The organism is Streptomyces sp. NPDC056480, assembly GCF_042795405.1.
Classification (GTDB): domain Bacteria; phylum Actinomycetota; class Actinomycetes; order Streptomycetales; family Streptomycetaceae; genus Streptomyces.
The window spans coordinates 15,475-34,814 of the sequence record NZ_JBHTSA010000057.1; the positions used below are offsets into that span (position 1 = coordinate 15,475).

The 19,340-nt window shown below is 71.6% G+C and carries 13 protein-coding genes; 9 read left to right on the forward strand and 4 right to left on the reverse strand.

All coding sequences use genetic code 11. The features are described 5' to 3' along the window. Window positions 1-33 precede the first annotated feature (33 nt). Entirely contained in the window at window positions 34-2,706 is a 2,673-nt protein-coding gene (locus tag ACFQ79_RS23850; RefSeq protein ID WP_383586670.1) for an ATP-dependent RNA helicase, read from the forward strand. On the opposite strand, the gene ACFQ79_RS23855 is transcribed toward ACFQ79_RS23850, so the two are convergent. The 3 genes from ACFQ79_RS23855 to ACFQ79_RS23865 all read right to left on the reverse strand — a co-directional run bounded on the left by ACFQ79_RS23855 (window position 2,690) and on the right by ACFQ79_RS23865 (window position 5,878). Further along, window positions 2,690-3,670: a DUF3068 domain-containing protein gene (locus tag ACFQ79_RS23855; protein WP_383586672.1), complete on the reverse strand. Its 981-nt coding sequence runs from the start codon at window positions 3,668-3,670 to the stop codon at window positions 2,690-2,692. The two genes, ACFQ79_RS23850 and ACFQ79_RS23855, sit on opposite strands and share 17 nt — an antisense overlap. Window positions 3,671-3,680: 10 nt before the next feature. After that, the gene (locus tag ACFQ79_RS23860) at window positions 3,681-3,821 is read right to left on the reverse strand and encodes an SPW_0924 family protein (protein WP_106975990.1); all 141 of its coding nucleotides are present in this window, start codon (window positions 3,819-3,821) and stop codon (window positions 3,681-3,683) included. 257 nt (window positions 3,822-4,078) lie between these two features. Beyond that, the gene (locus ACFQ79_RS23865; RefSeq protein WP_383586674.1) at window positions 4,079-5,878 is read right to left on the reverse strand and encodes a lytic transglycosylase domain-containing protein; all 1,800 of its coding nucleotides are present in this window, start codon (window positions 5,876-5,878) and stop codon (window positions 4,079-4,081) included. Between the two features lie 281 nt (window positions 5,879-6,159). On the opposite strand from ACFQ79_RS23865, the gene ACFQ79_RS23870 reads away from it, so the two are divergent. Then, window positions 6,160-7,068, forward strand: coding sequence for a DUF4184 family protein (locus ACFQ79_RS23870; protein WP_383586676.1), 909 nt, complete (start codon window positions 6,160-6,162; stop codon window positions 7,066-7,068). 41 nt (window positions 7,069-7,109) lie between these two features. On the opposite strand, the gene polA is transcribed toward ACFQ79_RS23870, so the two are convergent. Further along, window positions 7,110-9,821, reverse strand: a complete 2,712-nt coding sequence (gene polA, locus ACFQ79_RS23875; protein WP_383586678.1) for a DNA polymerase I — start codon at window positions 9,819-9,821, stop codon at window positions 7,110-7,112. A gap of 133 nt (window positions 9,822-9,954) precedes the next feature. Between polA and ACFQ79_RS23880 the strand changes: the two genes are divergently transcribed. The 7 genes from ACFQ79_RS23880 to ACFQ79_RS23910 all read left to right on the forward strand — a co-directional run bounded on the left by ACFQ79_RS23880 (window position 9,955) and on the right by ACFQ79_RS23910 (window position 19,277). After that, the gene (locus tag ACFQ79_RS23880) at window positions 9,955-12,237 is read left to right on the forward strand and encodes an FdhF/YdeP family oxidoreductase (protein WP_383586680.1); all 2,283 of its coding nucleotides are present in this window, start codon (window positions 9,955-9,957) and stop codon (window positions 12,235-12,237) included. A gap of 65 nt (window positions 12,238-12,302) precedes the next feature. After that, window positions 12,303-12,797, forward strand: a complete 495-nt coding sequence (locus tag ACFQ79_RS23885; protein ID WP_266964877.1) for a PaaI family thioesterase — start codon at window positions 12,303-12,305, stop codon at window positions 12,795-12,797. A 561-nt stretch (window positions 12,798-13,358) separates the two neighbouring features. Then, window positions 13,359-14,579 (forward strand): branched-chain amino acid ABC transporter substrate-binding protein, encoded by a 1,221-nt coding sequence (locus ACFQ79_RS23890; protein WP_383586712.1) that lies wholly within the window; start codon window positions 13,359-13,361, stop codon window positions 14,577-14,579. Between the two features lie 134 nt (window positions 14,580-14,713). Continuing rightward, window positions 14,714-15,643, forward strand: coding sequence for a branched-chain amino acid ABC transporter permease (locus ACFQ79_RS23895; RefSeq protein ID WP_209494229.1), 930 nt, complete (start codon window positions 14,714-14,716; stop codon window positions 15,641-15,643). Between the two features lie 5 nt (window positions 15,644-15,648). Next, entirely contained in the window at window positions 15,649-17,481 is a 1,833-nt protein-coding gene (locus ACFQ79_RS23900; protein ID WP_383586682.1) for a branched-chain amino acid ABC transporter permease, read from the forward strand. Between the two features lie 3 nt (window positions 17,482-17,484). Next, entirely contained in the window at window positions 17,485-18,564 is a 1,080-nt protein-coding gene (locus ACFQ79_RS23905) for an ABC transporter ATP-binding protein (RefSeq protein WP_383586684.1), read from the forward strand. After that, entirely contained in the window at window positions 18,561-19,277 is a 717-nt protein-coding gene (locus tag ACFQ79_RS23910) for an ABC transporter ATP-binding protein (RefSeq protein WP_209494232.1), read from the forward strand. Before ACFQ79_RS23905 ends, ACFQ79_RS23910 begins: the two co-directional genes overlap by 4 nt. The last annotated feature ends 63 nt before the right edge of the window (window positions 19,278-19,340 follow it).

Genomic DNA, 19,340 nt, shown 5'->3' on the forward strand with positions numbered 1-19,340 from the left:
CACCTTCCTCGCGTCGCGTACGAGACTGAACTCGTGATCCGAAACGACGCTCTCGACCGTCTCCCCGTCCGCCATGCCGTCCCCGAGCTGCTGGCCGCGCTCGACCGGCGCGGTACGGCCGTGCTGTCCGCGCCTCCCGGCACGGGCAAGACGACGCTGGTGCCGCTCGCGCTCGCGGGTCTCATAGGGGAGGGACCGCGGCGTCGGGTCCTGGTGGCCGAGCCGCGGCGGATGGCGGTGCGGGCGGCGGCCCGGCGGATGGCGTGGCTGCTCGGCGAGGAGGCCGGCGGCACGGTCGGCTTCTCGGTCCGCGGCGAGCGGCGGACCGGCCCCTCCACCCGGGTCGAGGTGGTGACCACGGGCATTCTGCTCCAGCGGCTCCAGCGCGATCCGGAGCTCGCGGGTGTCGACGTGGTGCTGCTCGACGAGTGCCACGAGCGGCACCTGGACGCGGACACGGCGATGGCCTTCCTGGTGGACGTGCGGGCCACCCTGCGGCCGGAGCTGAAGCTGATCGCGGCGTCGGCGACGAGCGACGCGGCGGCCTGGGCGGATCTCCTCACGGTCCTGGACGGCGGCGGGCCCGCGCCGGTGGTGTGGAGCAGGGGCGAGGGCCACGGCTGCCGGGTCTTCTTCGAGGCGCCGCCGTCGGGCATCCGGCCGGCCCACGGCACCTGGGTGGATCCGGCGCTGCTCCGGCACGTCGCCGCGACGGTCCGGCTCGCGCTGGAGCGGCACGAGGGGGACGTCCTCTGTTTCCTTCCGGGTACGGGGGAGATCGCGCGGACGGCCGGGATGCTGGCCGATGCCGACGCGGAGGTGCTCCAGCTGCACGGGCGGGCGCCCGCGGCGGTGCAGGACGCGGTGCTGCGCGGTACGGAGCCGGGCGGGCGGCGGCGGGTGGTGCTCGCGACCTCGGTGGCGGAGTCCAGCCTGACGGTGCCGGGGGTGCGGATCGTCGTGGACTCGGGGCTGGCCCGTGAGCCGCGGACGGACCACGCCCGCGGTCTCGGCTCGCTGGCGACGGTGACGGTCTCGGAGGCGACGGCGACCCAGCGCACGGGCCGGGCGGGCCGTGAGGCCTTCGGGTTCGTCTACCGCTGCTGGGCGGAGGCGAGCGACGGGGGCAGGCCACGCTTCCCGTCGCCGGAGATCAAGGTCGCCGACCTGGCGGACTTCGCCCTGCGGGCGGCCTGCTGGGGCGACCCGACGGCGGAGGGCCTCGCACTGCTCGACGCGCCGCCTGCCGGGGCGATGACGGCGGCGCGGTCGGTCCTCGGCTCGATCGGAGCCGTGGACGAGGCCGGGCGGGCCACCGAGCGAGGCGTACGGATGTCCCGGCTCGGTCTCCATCCCCGGCTCGGCCGTGCGCTCCTGGACGGTGCGCCGGAGGTCGGGGTGCGGCGGGCGGCGGAGGTGGTGGCGCTGCTCAGCGAGGAGCCGCCGCGCGACTACGGGGACGACCTGGCGGCGGCCTGGCGCGCCGCCCGCCGGGGCACCGACGGGTACGGCGCACGGTGGAAGGCGGAGGCCCGCCGGCTGGAGCGGTCGGCGGCGGAGGCGATGGGCGGTGGCGCCTCGGGGACGTCGGGGACCTCGGGGACGCCGGCGGCTTCGGGGGCTTCGGCTCGGCTCGCCGGCGCAGCGACTTCGGCGACTTCGGCGGGGTCTGCGGGGTCTGCGGGGTCTGCGGGGTCTGCGGGGTCTGCGGGGTCTGCGACCGGGGACGACGTGGTGGCCGGGCTGGTGACGGCGCTGGCCTTTCCCGAGCGGGTGGCGAGGGCGCGGGAGCAGGGCGGCTATCTGATGGTGTCGGGGAGCGGGGCCCGGCTCGGTGAGGGTTCCGGGCTGCGGGCCACCGCGTGGCTGGCCGTGGCGGTGGCGGACCGTACGGCGCGGGACGCGACGGCGCGGGTGCGGCTGGCGGCGGTGGTGGACGAGGACATGGCGCGGCGGGCGGCCGGGCATCTGCGGTCCACCGGCGAGGAGGTCCGCTGGGAGGACGGGGACGTGGTCGCGCGGTCGGTGGACCGGCTCGGCGCGGTCGAGCTGACGGTACGGCCGCTGGGGGCGAAGGCGGATCCGGCGCTCGTGCGGGAGGCGCTGCTCGACGGGCTGCGGCGCGAGGGGCTCGGGCCGCTGCGGTGGAGCCGCGAGGCCGGGGAGCTGCGCGACCGGCTCGCCTTCCTGCACCGGGAGCTGGGGGAACCCTGGCCGGACGTGGCGGACGAGGCGCTGGTGGAGCGGGCCGGGGAGTGGCTGGAGCCGGAGCTGTCCCGGGCCGCACGGCGGGCCGATCTGGGGCGGATCGACGCCGGCGAGGCACTGCGGCGGCTGTTGCCGTGGGCGTCGGGCGAGGCGGGCCGGCTGGGGGAGCTGGCGCCCGAGCGGATCGAGGTGCCGAGCGGATCGCGGATCCGGGTCGAGTACGGCGGTGAGCGGCCGGTGCTCGCGGTGAAGCTCCAGGAGATGTTCGGGCTCGCGGAGACGCCTCGGGTGGCGGGGGTCCCGGTGCTCGTCCACCTCCTCTCCCCCGCGGGCCGGCCGGCGGCGGTCACCGCCGACCTGGCGTCGTTCTGGCGGGACGGCTACCGGTCCGTGCGGGCGGAGCTGAGGGGGCGGTACCCGAAGCATCCGTGGCCCGAGGACCCTTCCGCTGCGGAGGCGACCCGGTTCACGAGCGCGCGGCTCAGACGGGAGGGGTGAGCGGGGCGACGGCGGGTTCCGGCGCCGGGCGGCGGGAGCGGGCCTCCAGCCAGAGTGCGAGGGCGAGGAGGAGGAGCGCGAGGAAGGTCAGGCTCCAGGGGACGTAGGAGACGAGGAGGAGGACGGTGAGGCGGTTGGAGGCGACCATGTCGCCGACGCTCCGGATGTAGTCCTCGCGCATCTTCACGTGGCCCTCGAAGACGGTGAGGGTGTCGACGCCCATCAGGGCCTTGGCGTTGCGGAGCTCTTCCTTGTGGATCTCCTCGCCGTTGACGGGGGCGCCGGTGACGGGCTCGATCCAGAACATCCGCTTGGTGGTGTACCAGCGGGTGAGGCCGGATTCGGCGATGACCTCCGGGGGGATCTTGACCGGCATGGCCTTGGGCATGGGGACCTTGGTCCAGGGGATGGTCTGCTCGAAGTAGTAGACCTCCATGCCGCGGAAGGTGCGGGTGCCCTTGTAGTGGATGGGGGACGAGGTGCGGGTCTGGGCGTCGAAGTACTGGTAGTCCCGCTTCTCGGTGAGGAAGGGCCACTTGAACTCGATGCCCTCGCGCCGGACCGGGTCGCCGTCGACGGATTCGCCGGTGGCGTTGACGGGGTCCTGGGTGTGGGCGTCGAAGATGTACCGCTCGGGGATCCGGGAGACCATCTTGCCGTCGGGGCCCGTGATGTAGGCGAGGGCGTCCCAGACGACGACGTCGCGCCCGGCGTCGCGTTCGATGCGCCGCGACTCCTCCACGTTGCCCTTGAGGGTCTGGATGATCGTGATCTTGTCGACCTTCTCGGCCTTGAGCGTGGAGTAGTTGAGCAGGGTCGCGGGCTGCGCCTCCAGGACGGTCTCCTGGTACTGGTTCGGCGGGATCTTCGCCAGGCGGGGGAAGGCGTACCAGCGCAGGGTCGGGGCCATCGCGACACAGAAGACGGCGAGGGCGAGGAGGACGAGGCTGGCTCGGCGGCGCACGGTCGCCCCCCTACTTCTTGGGGCCGGGGTCGGCGGTCAGCAGGGGCTTGGGCGAGGTGGGCCCGTCGGGCGGCAGATCGACCACGGAGACGAGGAGGACGAAGAGGAGGACTGGGGCGAGTCCGATGGCGGCGGCGACGAGGGCACGCATGGTCGGCCTCCCGGGGTGCGATCTGATAGGTCGTCAGGGCGGGGGCACCGTAGCAACGCGACCGCGAGATGAGAACACGTTGCACCGCCCTGCCCGGGGATCCCGGTGCCGCTCCCCCGCCCCGGCGTCCCGAAAGGCCGCCCGCCCGCCCCGGCGTCCCGAAGGCCGCTCGCCCGCCGGGGAACGCCAAGCGCCGCCCCGCCGCCCGGTGGGGGCGGAGGAGCGGCGCGTGGGGAGGAGGGGGATGCGCGGGCGGGTCAGGCCGAGGGTGAGGGGGAGGCCTCGGGCGAGCCGGTGCCGGAGGAGCTCGGCTCCGGGGTCGGGCTCGGGGTCGCGGTGGGCGCGGTGACCGTCAGCTTGATCTCCGTGGTGCCGCCGCCGGGCGCGGTGAGGCGGAGCACGTACTCGCCCGCCTTGTCGCCCGCGAGGATCGCCGGCAGCGAGACGAGGCCGTTCTCGTCCGTCTTCAGGACGAGCGTGCGGACCCCGTCCTTGAAGGTCGGGCCGTCGGCGCTCTCCTTGGTGTCCGCGGCGTCGGCGATCACGGCCGTGACGAGCACACCGGGGGCGAGGACGCCCTTGTCGGTTGCCTTCACCTGAACGGACTGGCCGAACGTGGTGCCGGTGGTGGCCGACAGCGGGTCGCCGCCGACCCGGGCGAGGGCGTCCGCCTGCCGTTCGGTGACGGTCGCGGTGAACGTGGTCGCGTCCATGCCGCGGCCCACGACGGTGGCCTTGACCGTGAACGACCCGGTCTTCTCGCCCGCCCGCAGGGCGGGGGCGGCGGCGATGCCGGCCGAGCCCGTGGTGACGGTCGTGGTCGTCGCGCCGCCGGAGAAGCGGGTGTCGGTGGTGCCGGTGATCTCGAAGCGGATGCTCACACCGGTGATCGGCGCGCCCGCGGCGTCGAGCGCCGCGACCGTCGGGGTCTTGGTGAAGGCGCTTCCGGTGGTCGCGGTGAGGGGACCGGAGGAGACGGCCGCGAGGCGCGCGACCTTGACGGCCGGCGGCACGGTCGGCGGGACCGGCGGCTTCGTCGGCGGCGTGACCGGGGGCTTCACCGGCGGGGTCGGCTTCGTCGGCGGCTTGGTGACGTCCGAGGGCCCGCCGGGCTTCGTGGGGCCGGGCTTCGGCGTGCCCGGCTTCGGGGCGGGGGTCGTCGGGGCCGGCGTGAGCGGCGACGTGGGGAGGGGGCGGTTGTTCTGGCCCCGGTCGTCGCTGCGGTCGACCGGCAGCACTCCCGTGCCGTCCGGGACCTGGTGGGTGCCGCGCCGATAGTACTCGAACCACGACATGACCGTGTTCAGGTACTCCGTCGAGCGGTTGTAGCTGAGGATCGCGCGGTCGAGGTCGGCCTTGAGCGCGAGGTTGCGGTCGTTGGCGCAGAGGTAGAGACCGGCGGCCTGCGCGGCGTCGTAGATGTTGTTGGGGTCCTTCTTACCGTCGCTGTTCGCGTCCTGGCCCCAGGTGGCCCAGGTGGACGGGATGAACTGCATCGGGCCGACGGCGCGGTCGTGGGTGCGGTCACCGTCGAAGGCGCCGCCGTCGGTGTCGGAGATGTTGGCGAATCCGACGCCGTTGAGGATGGGGCCGAGGATCGGCGAGAGGGTGGTTCCGTTCGCGTCGACCCGGCCGCCGCGGGCCTGTCCGGACTCGACCTTGCCGATGCCGGCGAGCAGCTGCCAGGGCAGGTTGCAGCCGGGGGCGGTCGAACGGATCGACTGCTCGGCACGCTGGTAGGCGGCGAGCACGGACGCGGGTATGCCGGCCTGCGCAGGGCCCGTGATCACCGGCAGCTTGACGGGGGGAAGCCCGGGCTTGTTCGGCGTGTTCAGCGGCGGCAGTTCCGTGTAGTACGGCGAGTTGCCGGTGGCGGAACCGTCGCCGGACGGCGACGCGGTGTCCCCGGCGCCGATGGCCCGGTCTCCGCCGGCGTTGTCGGTGGGCGGCGGGGTCATCTCCGGCGCCTGTGAGGCGGCGAGCGCGGCGACCGCCGCGGCCACCACCGCACCGCTGGTGGCCCCCTTGCGCAGCCTGCGGCTCAAGTGCGCTGACATGTCCGTGGTCCCTTCCCCCTCGACTGGATCCCGCGCTCCCCGCGCGAGACCTCTGGCGACCCTATGCCAACTCCGGTCCACCGAACACCGGCGCCTGACCGTCTTTCACGCTTTCGTCACCTCTCGGCTGCCTGACGACTTCCCAGGTCGGACACGGAGAGCGACACGACCGGAGGGCCCCGCGCACCCCGGTCGGGAACCGGATGGAGGGTCGAACACCTCTTGCACTGCGGCCGATGATGTACTGCGGCCGTCGCCACCGGAACCTGGGGGAACACCCGTTGCCGTTCACGCTGAGCCATGCCGCTGCCGTGCTGCCCGGACTGCGCCGGAACGGCACCGCCCGCGGACCGCTGGTCGCGTCCGCTCTCGTCGCGGGCTCGTTCGCGCCCGACATGACCTACTTCGCGGCGACGGCCGTCCCCGGGGCGATGGTCTTCGGGGACGTCACCCACTCCCCCGTCGGGATCGTCACGGTCGATGTCCTGATCACCGCCGTGCTGGTGGCCCTGTGGCTGACCGTCCGTGAGCCGCTCGTCGTGCTGCTGCCCGCCCGGTGGCGCGGGCGGGTGTACGGCTTCGTCCGGGGCGAGGTCTGGCACGACCGTCACCCGGCCGTGCTCGCCGGGTGGTTCGGCCTCTCCGCGGTCGTCGGCTCGACGACCCATGTCGTGTGGGACTCCTTCACCCACCTCGACCGGTGGGGGACCCGGATGATCCCGTTCCTCGGTGACGTCGTGGCCGGGTTCCCCGTCTACCTCTATGCGCAGTACGGGGGTTCGGCGCTGGCGCTCGGACTCCTGGTCTGGTTCACGGCGCGGGCGCTCCGCTCCGCCGCGGGCGGTGAGCTGCCGCCCGGGGTACGGGTCCCGGGCCGGCGCGGGCGGCTGCTGGCGGCCGCGCTCATCGGCGGCTGCGTCCTCGCCGGGATGGCCCACCGGGTGCTGCGCTGGGCCGCGTACTGGGGCTGGGACCGCATCGAGACGCCCCTGGACGTCATTCCGACGGCCTGCTTCGGGGCCGGCGCGGGACTCGCCGTCGGGCTCGTGCTGTACGGGACGGGGGCACGGCTCCTTCGGTCGTCGCCCCCTGCGCGGCCGAAGCCTCCGGCCACCCCTCCCCCGGTGACGGGAGAGGGGGACCGGGGAGACCGCCGCGCACGTGATGCGCGGTCAGGCGCCGAAGCCTAGGCCCGGCAGGGGGCGCCGGGGCGCCCGCCTGCCGTGGCGGGTCAGTGTGCCGCCGAGTCCCAGTCGTGGCCCACGCCCACCGAGACGTCCAGGGGGGCGCGCAGGTCGGCTGCGGCCGACATCTGTTCGCGGACCAGGGCCTCGACCCGCTCGCGCTCGCCGGGGGCGAGTTCGAGCACGATTTCGTCGTGGACCTGGAGGAGCATCCGGGAGGCGAGGCCCGCCTCGGTCAGTGCCCGGTCGACGCCCAGCATGGCGACCTTCACGATGTCGGCTGCCGTGCCCTGGATCGGGGCGTTGAGCGCCATCCGCTCGGCGGCCTCGCGGCGCTGGCGGTTGTCGCTGTTCAGGTCGGGCAGGTAGCGCCGGCGGCCGAGCATGGTCTCGGTGTAGCCGGTGGCGCGGGCCTCGTCGACGACCCGGCGCAGGTAGTCCCGCACCCCGCCGAAGCGCTCGAAGTAGGTGTCCATCAGGCCGCGGGCCTCGCCCGGGTCGATGTTCAGCTGCTGCGAGAGGCCGAATGCGGAGAGGCCGTAGGCCAGGCCGTACGACATGGCCTTGATCTTGCGGCGCATCTCGGCGTCGACGGCGGACCGCTCGACGCCGAAGACCTGGGAGGCGACGGTGGTGTGGAGGTCCTCGCCGGAGGTGAAGGCCTCGATGAGGCCCTCGTCCTCGGAGAGGTGGGCCATGACGCGCAGCTCGATCTGGCTGTAGTCGGCGGTCATGAGGGCATCGAAGCCCTCGCCGACGACGAAGCCGTGCCGGATGGCGCGGCCCTCGTCCGTCCGCACCGGCACGTTCTGCAGGTTGGGGTCGGTGGAGGAGAGGCGTCCGGTGGCGGCCACCGTCTGGCTGAAGGTGGTGTGGATGCGCCCGTCGGCGGCGATCGTCTTGATCAGGCCCTCGACGGTGGAGCGCAGCCGGGCCTGCTCGCGGTGCCGGAGCATGATCACGGGCAGGTCGTGCTCGGTCTGGCCGGCCAGCCAGGCGAGCGCGTCCGCGTCCGTGGTGTACCCGGTCTTGGTCTTCTTGGTCTTCGGCAGGTTCAGCTCGCCGAAGAAGACCTCCTGGAGCTGCTTGGGCGAGCCGAGGTTGAACTCGTGGCCGACGGAGGCGTGCGCCTCCTTCACGGCCTGCTGCACGGCCCCTGCGAACTGCTGCTCCATGGCCTCCAGGTGGTCGCGGTCGGCGGCGATGCCGTGCCGCTCCAGGCGGGCGAGGAGGGCGGAGGTGGGCAGCTCGACGTCGTGGAGGAGCTCGCGGGCGCCGACCTCTCCGAGCTTCTCCTCGAAGGCCGCGGCGAGGTCGAGGACGGCCCGCGCCTGGGTCATGAGGGCCTCGGCCTCGGCGGTGTCGTCGGCGCCGAAGGCGAGCTGGCCGTCGGCGGCGGCCGCGGGGGCGAGCTCGCGGTGGAGGTACTCGACGGAGAGCGCGTCGAGCGCGAAGGAGCGCCGGCCGGGCTTCACGAGGTAGGCGGCGAGGGCGGTGTCCATGGTGACGCCCGCGATGCTCCAGCCGTGCTCGGGGAAGACCCGCATCGCGCCCTTGGCGTTGTGCATGGCCTTCGGCCGGTCGGGGTCGGCGATCCAGGCGGCCCAGGCCTGCTCGTCGGCCTCGTCGAGCGCGCTCGGCTCGAACCACGCGGCGGCGCCTCCGGCGGCGGCGAGGGCGATCTCCCCGACGTTCCCCGTGCCCAGGGCCCAGGTGTCGACGGTGGCGATGCCGAGGGGCTCGGTGCCGTGCTCGGCGAGCCAGGGGGCGAGCTCGCCGGCGCCGAGGACGGTGCCGTCGATCTCGACGCCCGCCTCGGGGGCCGGGGCGGTGTCCTCGGCGGCGCCCGGGTCGACGGCGAGGAGCCGCTCGCGCAGCGAGGGGTTGCGGATCTCCAGGGTGTCGAGGACGAGGGCGACCGCCCCGCGGTCGTACGGCTCGCGGGCGAGGTCCGTGACGCCCTTCGGCAGCTCGACGTCCGTGACCATCGCGGTCAGGCGGCGGTTGAGCTTGACCGACTCCAGGTGGTCGCGGAAGTTCTGGCCGGCCTTGCCCTTGACCTCCTCGGCGCGCTCGACGAGCTCGTCGAAGGAGCCGAACTGGTTGATCCACTTGGCCGCGGTCTTCTCGCCGACGCCGGGGATGCCGGGCAGGTTGTCCGACGGGTCGCCGCGCAGGGCCGCGAAGTCGGGGTACTGCGAGGGCGTGAGGCCGTACTTCTCCTGGACCTTCTCCGGGGTGAAGCGGGTGAGCTCGGAGACGCCCTTGGTCGGGTAGAGCACGGTGGTGTGGTCGGAGACCAGCTGGAAGGAGTCCCGGTCGCCGGTGACGATCAGGACCTCGAAGCCGGCGGCCTCGGCCTGGGTGGCGAGGGTCGCGATGACGTCGTCGGCCTCGAAGCCGTCGACGGCGAACCGCGGCGCGTTCATCGCGTCGAGGAGCTCGCCGATCAGCTCGACCTGCCCCTTGAACTCGTCGGGGGTCTTGGAGCGGTTCGCCTTGTACTCCGGGAACTCCTCGGACCGCCAGGTCTTGCGGGACACGTCGAAGGCGACCGCGAAGTGCGTGGGCGCCTCGTCGCGCAGCGTGTTCGCCAGCATCGAGGCGAACCCGTAGATCGCGTTCGTCGGCTGCCCGGTCGCGGTGGTGAAGTTCTCCGCGGGCAACGCGAAGAACGCCCGGTACGCGAGCGAGTGCCCGTCCATGAGGAGCAGGCGGGGGCGGGTGTCTGCGGGGTTCTTCGATGCTGTCTCGGCCACACGACGATCCTGCCACGGACGACTGACAATCCCGCCCACCGTTCCCGTCCGCACCGGCGGGGTGCCGGGCTGTCACCGCCGCGTGACAGGATCGGAGACGTACGCCGCAGGATTACGCTCAAGGGAGAGCGCGATGGTCAGCAAGCCGCCGGTCGGCGACCCGGTCCAGGACGCACCGCAGGTCACGCCGCCGCAGCACGCCGCCGCCGGGCTGCCCGCCATCGGGCACACGCTGCGGATCGCCCAGGAGCAGATGGGGCTGCGGCGCACCGCGCGGACCCTCCTCAAGGTCAACCAGAAGGACGGCTTCGACTGTCCCGGCTGCGCCTGGCCCGAAGAGGACAAGCGTCACGTGGCGGAGTTCTGCGAGAACGGCGCGAAGGCGGTCGCCGAGGAGGCGACGCTGCGCCGGGTGACCCCCGGGTTCTTCGCCGCGCACCCGCTGGCGGACCTGGCGACCCGCAGCGGGTACTGGCTGGGCCAGCAGGGCCGGATCACCGAGCCGATGCTGCTGCCGGAGGGCGGCGACCGGTACGAGCCGGTGACCTGGGAGCGGGCCTTCGCGATCCTGGCGGAGGAGCTCCGGGCGCTCGCCTCCCCCGACGAGGCGCTCTTCTACACCTCGGGGCGGACGAGCAACGAGGCGGCGTTCCTGCTCCAGCTCTTCGCCCGCGAGTTCGGCACGAACAACCTGCCGGACTGTTCCAACATGTGCCACGAGTCCTCGGGCTCGGCGCTGACGGAGACCATCGGCATCGGCAAGGGCAGCGTCTCCCTCGAGGACCTGCACCGGGCGGACCTGATCATCGTGGCCGGGCAGAACCCGGGGACGAACCATCCGCGCATGCTCTCGGCCCTGGAGAAGGCCAAGGCGGGCGGCGCGCGGATCATCTCGGTCAACCCGCTGCCCGAGGCGGGCCTGGAGCGGTTCAAGAACCCGCAGACCCCACAGGGCATGCTCCGGGGCGCCGCGCTCAACGACCTCTTCCTCCAGATCCGGATCGGCGGCGACCAGGCGCTCTTCCGGCTCCTGAACAAGCTGGTCCTGGAGACGGCCGGGGCGGTCGACGAGGAGTTCGTACGCGAACACACCCATGGGTACGAGGAGTTCGCGGCGGCGGCCGAGGGGGCCGACTGGGACGAGACCCTCGCCGCGACCGGTCTGGAGCGTTCCGAGATCGAGCGTGCCCTGGAGATGGTGCTCGCATCGGAGCGGACGGTCGTGTGCTGGGCGATGGGCCTCACCCAGCACAAGCACTCGGTGCCGACCATCCGCGAGGTGGTCAACCTCCTCCTCCTGCGCGGCGCCATCGGCCGGCCGGGCGCCGGGGTGTGCCCGGTGCGCGGCCATTCGAACGTGCAGGGCGACCGCACGATGGGGATCTTCGAGCGGCCCGCGCCCGCCTTCCTCGACGCCCTGGACAAGGAGTTCGGGATCGTCTCGCCGCGCCACCACGGCTTCGACGTGGTCCGGTCGATCCAGGCGCTGCGGGACGGCGAGGCGAAGGTGTTCTTCGCGATGGGCGGCAACTTCGTGGGGGCGACGCCCGACACGGAGGTGACGGAGGCGGCGATGCGCCGGGCCCGGCTGACCGTCCACGTCTCGACGAAGCTGAACCGCTCACACGCGGTGACGGGCACGCGCGCGCTGATCCTGCCCACCCTGGGCCGTACGGACAAGGACGTGCAGGCGGGCGGCAGGCAGTTCGTGACGGTCGAGGACTCGATGAGCCAGGTGCACGCCTCGCGGGGCAACCTGCCGCCCGCGAGCCCGCACCTGCTGTCCGAGCCGGCGATCGTGGCGAGGATGGCCCGCGCCGTCCTCGGCGACGGATCGGCCACGCCCTGGGAGGAGTTCGAGGCCGACTACGCCACGATCCGGGACCGCATCGCGCGCGTGGTGCCCGGCTTCGAGGACTTCAACGCCCGTCTCGCCGCGGACGCGGGCGGCTTCCGGCTGCCGCACGGTCCGCGCGACGAGCGCCGCTTCCCGACGAAGACCGGCAAGGCCAACTTCACGGCGGCGCCCGTGGAGTACCCCAGGGTGCCGGAGGGGCGGCTGCTCCTCCAGACGCTGCGCTCGCACGACCAGTACAACACCACGATCTACGGCCTCGACGACCGCTACCGGGGCATCAAGGGCGGCCGCCGGGTCGTCCTGGTCCATCCCGAGGACGCGGCGGCGCTGGGCTTCGCGGACGGGGCGTACGCGGACCTGGTGAGCGAGTGGACGGACGGCAGCGAGCGGCGGGCGCCCGGCTTCCGGGTGGTGCACTACCCGACGTCCCGGGGCTGCGCGGCGGCCTACTACCCGGAGACGAACGTGCTCGTGCCGCTGGAGTCGACGGCGGACGTCAGCAACACCCCCGCGAGCAAGTCCGTGATCGTCCGTCTGGAAGAATCCGCATCCGCCTAAGCGTTTGCTCAGGCAGCTCAGGAAGACCAGCCGTACGAAGACGTACGAAACGAACGGAGCCGGGCATGGGTGAGCAGCAGCACGTGAAGTTCCCGCAGGAGGTCCTCGACGAGTACGCGGCGCTGGGTGTCGACCTCCCGGCGCTCTTCTCGGCCGGGCACCTCGGCAACCGGATGGGCGTCCAGATCCTGGAGGCCTCCGCCGAGCGGGTCGTCGGCACCATGCCCGTGGAGGGCAACACCCAGCCGTACGGTCTGCTGCACGGCGGCGCCTCGGCGGTGCTCGCGGAGACGCTCGGGTCCATCGGCTCGATGCTGCACGGCGGGGTGTCGAAGATCGCGGTGGGCGTCGACCTGAACTGCACCCACCACCGCGGGGTGCGCAGCGGCCTGGTGACCGGTGTGGCGACGCCGGTGCACCGCGGGCGGTCGACGGCCACGTACGAGATCGTGATCACCGACGAACAGGACAAGCGGGTGTGCACGGCGCGGCTGACGTGTCTGCTGCGCGAGGTCACCGCGAAGGACGCGTCCAACATTCCGGACACCTCGAACGCCTGAGCGGTGACATACGGGGCCTGACCAGCCACGCACGACCAAGGGGCGGCACCTGTGGGTGCCGCCCCTTCGGCGTTCCCCCCCGGTCCGCACACCGGATTTCGTCACGCTGTGTCACATACACAAGAGGGGACGGCGACCGAACCGGAGGGGCCGGTTCGTCCGCTCAGGTTTCTGCCGTTGTCCGATATCCGGAGAGTCCGCTGAGCGGACCGTCAGTACCAAGAATCGCTCAAGCCCCTTAGCGGAACTGCGCGTTCTCACTATGTGAACACCGCATTACAGCCCTCTATGCCCCGGTTTTCCCACTCGACGCGCACACTCTTTCCCCCTCGGCATAACAAGACAGTCACATCCTGTCCTCGGCGCTCCCCGACCCTCCCCACCTGCGCTTAGAGTCACCGCCAGTCACCGCGCCGCCGGGCGCGTTCTACTGCACGGCCCTGTACCAACCCCAGTACGGCCCGGCGTTCCAAAACGGCACCCCTCGCTCCGCAGCTTCACGGCACCGCCTCATCCGAGGGGGCCGCGCCAGGGAAAGGACCCTTCGTGCGAAACCGTTCGATGCTCATACTCACCACCGCGGTCACCGCGGGAGCACTCACCCTCACCGCCTGTGGTTCGCGCGACGACAAGGGCGCCGAAAAGGGCGGCGGCGACAGCGGCAACGTCACCGTGACCATCGGCCTCGACGCGCCCCTCACGGGTGAGCTGTCCGCCCTCGGTCTCGGCATCAAGAACTCCGCCGACCTCGCGGTCAAGACCGCCAACGAGAAGGCCTACGTCAAGGGCGTGACCTTCAAGCTGGAGTCCCTGGACGACCAGGCGCAGCCCTCCGCCGGCCAGCAGAACGCCACCAAGTTCGTCGCCGACAAGAGCGTCCTCGGCGTCGTCGGCCCGCTGAACTCCTCCGTCGCCGAGTCGATGCAGAAGGTCTTCGACGACGCGAAGCTGGTGCAGGTCTCCCCGGCCAACACCAACCCGGCGCTGAGCCAGGGCATCAACTGGAGCACCGGCGACAAGAAGCGGACCTACAAGTCCTACTTCCGCACCGCCACCACGGACGCCATCCAGGGCCCGTTCGCCGCCCAGTACGTCTACAACGAGGCCAAGAAGACCAAGGCCTTCATCATCGACGACAAGAAGACCTACGGCGCCGGCCTCGCGGGCACCTTCAAGGGCGAGTTCGAGAAGCTGGGCGGCAAGGTCCTCGGCACCGAGCACATCAACCCCGACACCAAGGACTTCTCCGCGGTCGCGACCAAGGTGAAGAGCTCCGGCGCCGACGTCGTCTACTACGGTGGCGAGTACCCGGCCGCCGGCCCGCTGGCCAAGCAGATCAAGGAAGCCGGCGCGAAGGTCGTCGTCGTCGGCGGCGACGCGATCTACAGCCCCGAGTACGTGAAGCTCGGCGGCGCGGCCGCGACCAACGGCGACATCGCCACCTCCGTCGGCGCGCCGATCGAGTCCCTCGACTCCGCCAAGGAGTTCCTGGCCAACTACAAGGCCAAGGGCTACAAGGAGGCCTACGAGGCCTACGGCGGCTACGCGTACGACTCCACCTGGGCGATCATCGAGGCCGTCAAGAAGGCCACCGAGGGCAACGGCGGCAAGGCCCCCGAGCGCGCCAAGGTCGTCGAGGCCATGCAGGGTGTCTCCTTCGAGGGCGTGACCGGCAAGGTCTCCTTCGACGAGTTCGGTGACACCACCAACAAGCAGCTGACCGTCTACAAGGTCGAGGGCGGCGCGTTCAAGCCGGTCAAGTCCGACACCTTCGGCGGCTGATCAGCCTCACCACCCCGCATCACCAGCAACTCCGCATCACTCAGCACCACTCAGCACCACTTTCACCGCGCGGGGGGCCGCACCTGGCTCCCCGCGCGGTGTCACATCCGTCGAAAGTCTCGGAGGACAATGCGGTGAACGAACTGCCGCAGCAGCTGGTCAACGGCCTGCTACTGGGATCCATGTACGGGCTCGTCGCCGTCGGCTACACGATGGTCTACGGCATCGTCCAGCTCATCAACTTCGCCCATGGCGAGATCTTCATGACCGGCGGCTTCGGGGCGCTCACGGTCTGGCTCATCCTGCCCGGCGGCACCAGCATGTGGGTCGCGCTGCCCGTCATGATCATCGGTGCCGTGATCGTCGCGACCACCATAGCCGTCGGAGCGGAACGGTTCGCCTACCGTCCGCTCCGGGGTGGCCCACGCCTCGCCCCCCTCATCACGGCCATCGGTCTCTCGCTCGCCCTGCAGTACGCGGTGTGGGTGTGGTACCCCGAGGCGAAGTCCGCCCGGACCTTCCCGCAGATCCCCGGCGGTCCGATCGAACTCGGCCCCGTCACCATCCAGACCGGCGACGTCTTCCTCCTGATCGCCGCCCCGATCTGCATGGCCGTCCTCGCCTTCTTCGTGATGCGCACCCGCGTCGGCCGCGGCATGCAGGCCACGGCGCAGGACCCGGACACCGCCAAGCTCATGGGCGTCAACACGGACCGCATCATCGTGATCGCGTTCGCCCTCGGCGCCGCGATGGCCGCCGTCGGCGCCGTCGCCTACGGCCTCAAGTACGGCGTCGTCGACTACAAGATGGGCTTCCTCCTCGGCCTCAAGGCCTTCACGGCCGCCGTCCTCGGCGGCATCGGCAACATCTACGGAGCCATGATCGGCGGAGTCGTCCTCGGTATCGCCGAGACCATGGCGACGGCGTACATCAGCCACATCCCCGGTATGGAGCAGCTCGGCGGCCAGTCCTGGGCCGACGTCTGGGCCTTCGTACTCCTCATCGTCGTACTCCTCGCCCGGCCACAAGGCCTCCTGGGCGAGCGCGTCGCGGACAGGGCGTGAGCACCATGACCACCATCTCCGAGAACCCCCAGGCAGCACCGGTCTCCCAGCAGGAGGAGGCCACCGGCCTCATCGGCTTCGTGCCGGCCAAGGCCGCCCGCGCCCTCACCCTGGGCGGCGCCGTCCTCACCGTCGCCAGCTGTTTCCTCTCGTGGACCTGGACGCCCACGTTCCCCGGCGACCTCACGTACTACGGCTCCCCGGCCGGCCTCCAGCTCCAGGTCCTGGTCCTGGGTCTGCTCACCGCCCTCTTCGCCCTCTCCTCCTACGGCGTCAAGGGCACCCGCTGGCTGACCCCGGCCGGCGCCGACGCGGCCGTCAAGTTCGCCGCGCTCGCCGCCTTCGGCACCACCTGGTACACCGTCGCCGCCATCAGCGTCTCGCTCGGCGGCCCGGTCAACCTGGAGCCGGGCGGCGCGATCGTCGCGTTCGCCACCCTGATCACCCTCCTCGGCGCCCTCGCCCTCCCCTTCGAGCGGCCCAAGGTCCACCCCGTCGACCCCGAAGACACCGGCTGGGACCAGTTCAAGCACCGCGCCGGCAACGGCTGGACCGTCTTCAAGGGCGCCTTCGCCACCACCGGCACCGCCCGCAAGCTGCCCCCGATGCACTCCTCCGTCGAGATCCTGATCATCACGGGCATCCTCGCCGTGGCGCTCGGCGTCTTCACCTACGGCGTCGGCACCGAGTACGACGAGCTGTTCCTCGGCTTCCTCATCACGGCCGGCCTCGGCTTCGCCGCGGTCAACAAGTCCGGCCTCATGCAGCAGGCCACGCAGCTCACCAAGAAGCACCAGAACCTCACCATCGCGGGCGCGTTCACCGCGGCGGCGCTCTTCCCCTTCACCCAGACCGACGACCAGTACGCGACGCTCGGCGTCTACATCCTGATCTTCGCCACGGTCGCCCTGGGCCTGAACATCGTCGTCGGCCTCGCCGGTCTCCTCGACCTCGGCTACGTCGCCTTCCTCGGCGTCGGCGCCTACGCGGCCGCCCTCGTCTCGGGCGCCCCCACCTCGCCGTTCGGCGTGCACTTCCCCTTCTGGGCCGCCATCCTCGTCGGCGCCGGAGCCTCCCTGGTCTTCGGCGTCCTCATCGGCGCCCCGACCCTGCGACTGCGCGGCGACTACCTCGCCATCGTGACGCTCGGCTTCGGTGAGATCTTCCGCATCGCCGTCATGAACACCGACGGCACCTCCGGTCCGGACATCACCAACGGCTCCAACGGCATCGCGTCCATCCCGAACCTCAACATCTTCGGGTTCGACTTCGGCGCCGAGCACGCCATCGCCGGATTCACCATCGGCCGCTTCGCGAACTACTTCTTCCTGATGCTGCTGATCATGGCGGTCGTCGTGCTGGTCTTCCGGCGCAGCGGCAACTCCCGCATCGGCCGCGCCTGGGTCGCCATCCGCGAGGACGAGACCGCCGCGCTCGCCATGGGCATCAACGGCTTCCGCGTCAAGCTCATCGCCTTCGCACTCGGCGCCTCCCTCGCCGGCCTCGCCGGCACCGTGCAGGCCCACGTGACCTACACGGTGACGCCGGAGCAGTACCTCTTCGCCGGTCCGATCCCGCCCAACTCCGCCTTCCTGCTCGCAGCCGTCGTCCTCGGCGGCATGGGCACGATGAGCGGTCCGCTGGTCGGCGCCTCGCTGCTGTTCCTCATCCCCAACAAGCTCCAGTTCATGGGCGAGTACCAGCTCTTCGCCTTCGGCGTCGCGCTGATCCTGCTCATGCGCTTCCGCCCGGAAGGCATGATCGCCAACCGGCGCAACCAGCTGGAGTTCCACGAGAACGACGAGACGCCCGCCACGCTCGCCAAGGCAGGTGCCTGAACCATGACGACCACCACGAAGACCGCCGACGCCACCACCGCGCCGCCCGCCGGCGAGGCCGTGCTCGACGCGCGCGGAGTCACCATGCGCTTCGGCGGCCTCACCGCCGTGCGCGACGTGAACCTGACCGTCAACAGCGGCGAGATCGTCGGTCTCATCGGCCCCAACGGCGCCGGCAAGACCACCTTCTTCAACTGCCTCACCGGTCTCTACGTCCCCACCGAGGGCGAGGTCCGCTACAAGGGCCAGGTCCTGCCGCCCACGTCGTACAAGGTCACCGACGCCGGCATCGCCCGCACCTTCCAGAACATCCGTCTGTTCCACAACATGACGGTCCTGGAGAACGTCCTCGTCGGACGCCACACCCGGATGAAGCAGGGCCTCTGGTCGGCGCTGCTCCGCCTCCCCGGCTTCAAGAAGGCCGAGGCCGAGGCGACGGACCGGGCCATGGAGCTCCTGGAGTTCATCGGACTCCAGGACAAGGCCCAGCACCTCGCCAAGAACCTCCCGTACGGAGAGCAGCGCAAGCTCGAGATCGCCCGCGCCCTCGCGAGCGACCCCGGCCTGATCCTGCTCGACGAGCCCACCGCCGGCATGAACCCGCAGGAGACGCGGGCGGCGGAGGAACTCATCTTCGCCATCCGGGACATGGGCATCGCCGTCCTCGTCATCGAGCACGACATGCGGTTCATCTTCAACCTCTGCGACCGGGTCGCCGTACTCGTCCAGGGCCAGAAGCTGATCGAGGGCGACAGCCAGACCGTCCAGAGCGACGAGCGGGTCATCGCCGCGTACCTGGGCGAGCCCGTCGCGGACACCCCGGCGGAGGAGGCCCCCGCACCGGAGGCCCCCGCGAAGGCCGCGCCCGCCGAGGACGCGCCCGCCGAGGAGGACGCGCCCTCGGACGAGGACGCACCGTCGGACGGGGACGCACCGTCGGAGGCGGACGCCCCCGAGGCCGCTGAGGCCCCTGAGGCGACCGAGACCCCCGAGGCCGCCGCCGACGAGGCACCGGCCGCCGAGGAGACCTCCTCGGAGGACACCACGCACGACCCTGCTTCGGGCAAGGAGAACGACGCATGACCGCACTGCTCGAAGTCGAGGACCTGCGCGTCGCCTACGGAAAGATCGAGGCCGTCAAGGGCATCTCCTTCTCCGTCGAAGCCGGTGAGGTCGTCACCCTCATCGGCACCAACGGCGCCGGAAAGACCACCACCCTGCGGACCCTCTCCGGGCTCCTCAAGCCGGTCGGCGGCCAGATCAAGTTCGAGGGCAAGTCCCTCCGCAAGATCCCCGCACACAAGATCGTCTCGCTGGGTCTGGCCCACTCCCCCGAAGGCCGCCACATCTTCCCCCGGATGACGATCGAGGAGAACCTCCTCCTCGGCGCCTTCCTCCGGAAGGACACCGCCGGCATCGCCAAGGACGTCCAGCGCGCCTACGACCTCTTCCCCATCCTGGGCGAGCGTCGCAAGCAGGCCGCCGGCACGCTCTCCGGCGGCGAGCAGCAGATGCTCGCCATGGGCCGGGCCCTGATGTCCCAGCCCAAGCTGCTCATGCTCGACGAGCCCTCCATGGGCCTCTCGCCGATCATGATGCAGAAGATCATGGCGACCATCGCCGAGCTCAAGGCCCAGGGCACCACCATCCTGCTCGTCGAGCAGAACGCCCAGGCCGCGCTCGCCCTCGCGGACCACGGCCACGTGATGGAGATCGGCAAGGTCGTGCTCTCGGGCACCGGCCAGAACCTGCTCCACGACGAGTCCGTCCGCAAGGCGTACCTCGGCGAGGACTGACCCACCCGGTCGGCACCACAGACAGAAGGCCCGCCCCACAGAGCCGTGGGGCGGGCCTTCTCC

Bases quoted from the DNA above. Each gene is read 5' to 3' on its own strand.
- ACFQ79_RS23860 (WP_106975990.1), bottom strand. From the start codon at position 3,821: ATGCGTGCCCTCGTCGCCGCCGCCATCGGACTCGCCCCAGTCCTCCTC.
- ACFQ79_RS23865 (WP_383586674.1), bottom strand. From the start codon at position 5,878: ATGTCAGCGCACTTGAGCCGCAGGCTGCGCAAGGGGGCCACCAGCGGT.
- ACFQ79_RS23880 (WP_383586680.1), top strand. From the start codon at position 9,955: ATGGTCAGCAAGCCGCCGGTCGGCGACCCGGTCCAGGACGCACCGCAG.
- ACFQ79_RS23885 (WP_266964877.1), top strand. From the start codon at position 12,303: ATGGGTGAGCAGCAGCACGTGAAGTTCCCGCAGGAGGTCCTCGACGAG.
- ACFQ79_RS23890 (WP_383586712.1), top strand. From the start codon at position 13,359: ATGCTCATACTCACCACCGCGGTCACCGCGGGAGCACTCACCCTCACC.
- ACFQ79_RS23900 (WP_383586682.1), top strand. From the start codon at position 15,649: ATGACCACCATCTCCGAGAACCCCCAGGCAGCACCGGTCTCCCAGCAG.
- ACFQ79_RS23905 (WP_383586684.1), top strand. From the start codon at position 17,485: ATGACGACCACCACGAAGACCGCCGACGCCACCACCGCGCCGCCCGCC.
- ACFQ79_RS23910 (WP_209494232.1), top strand. From the start codon at position 18,561: ATGACCGCACTGCTCGAAGTCGAGGACCTGCGCGTCGCCTACGGAAAG.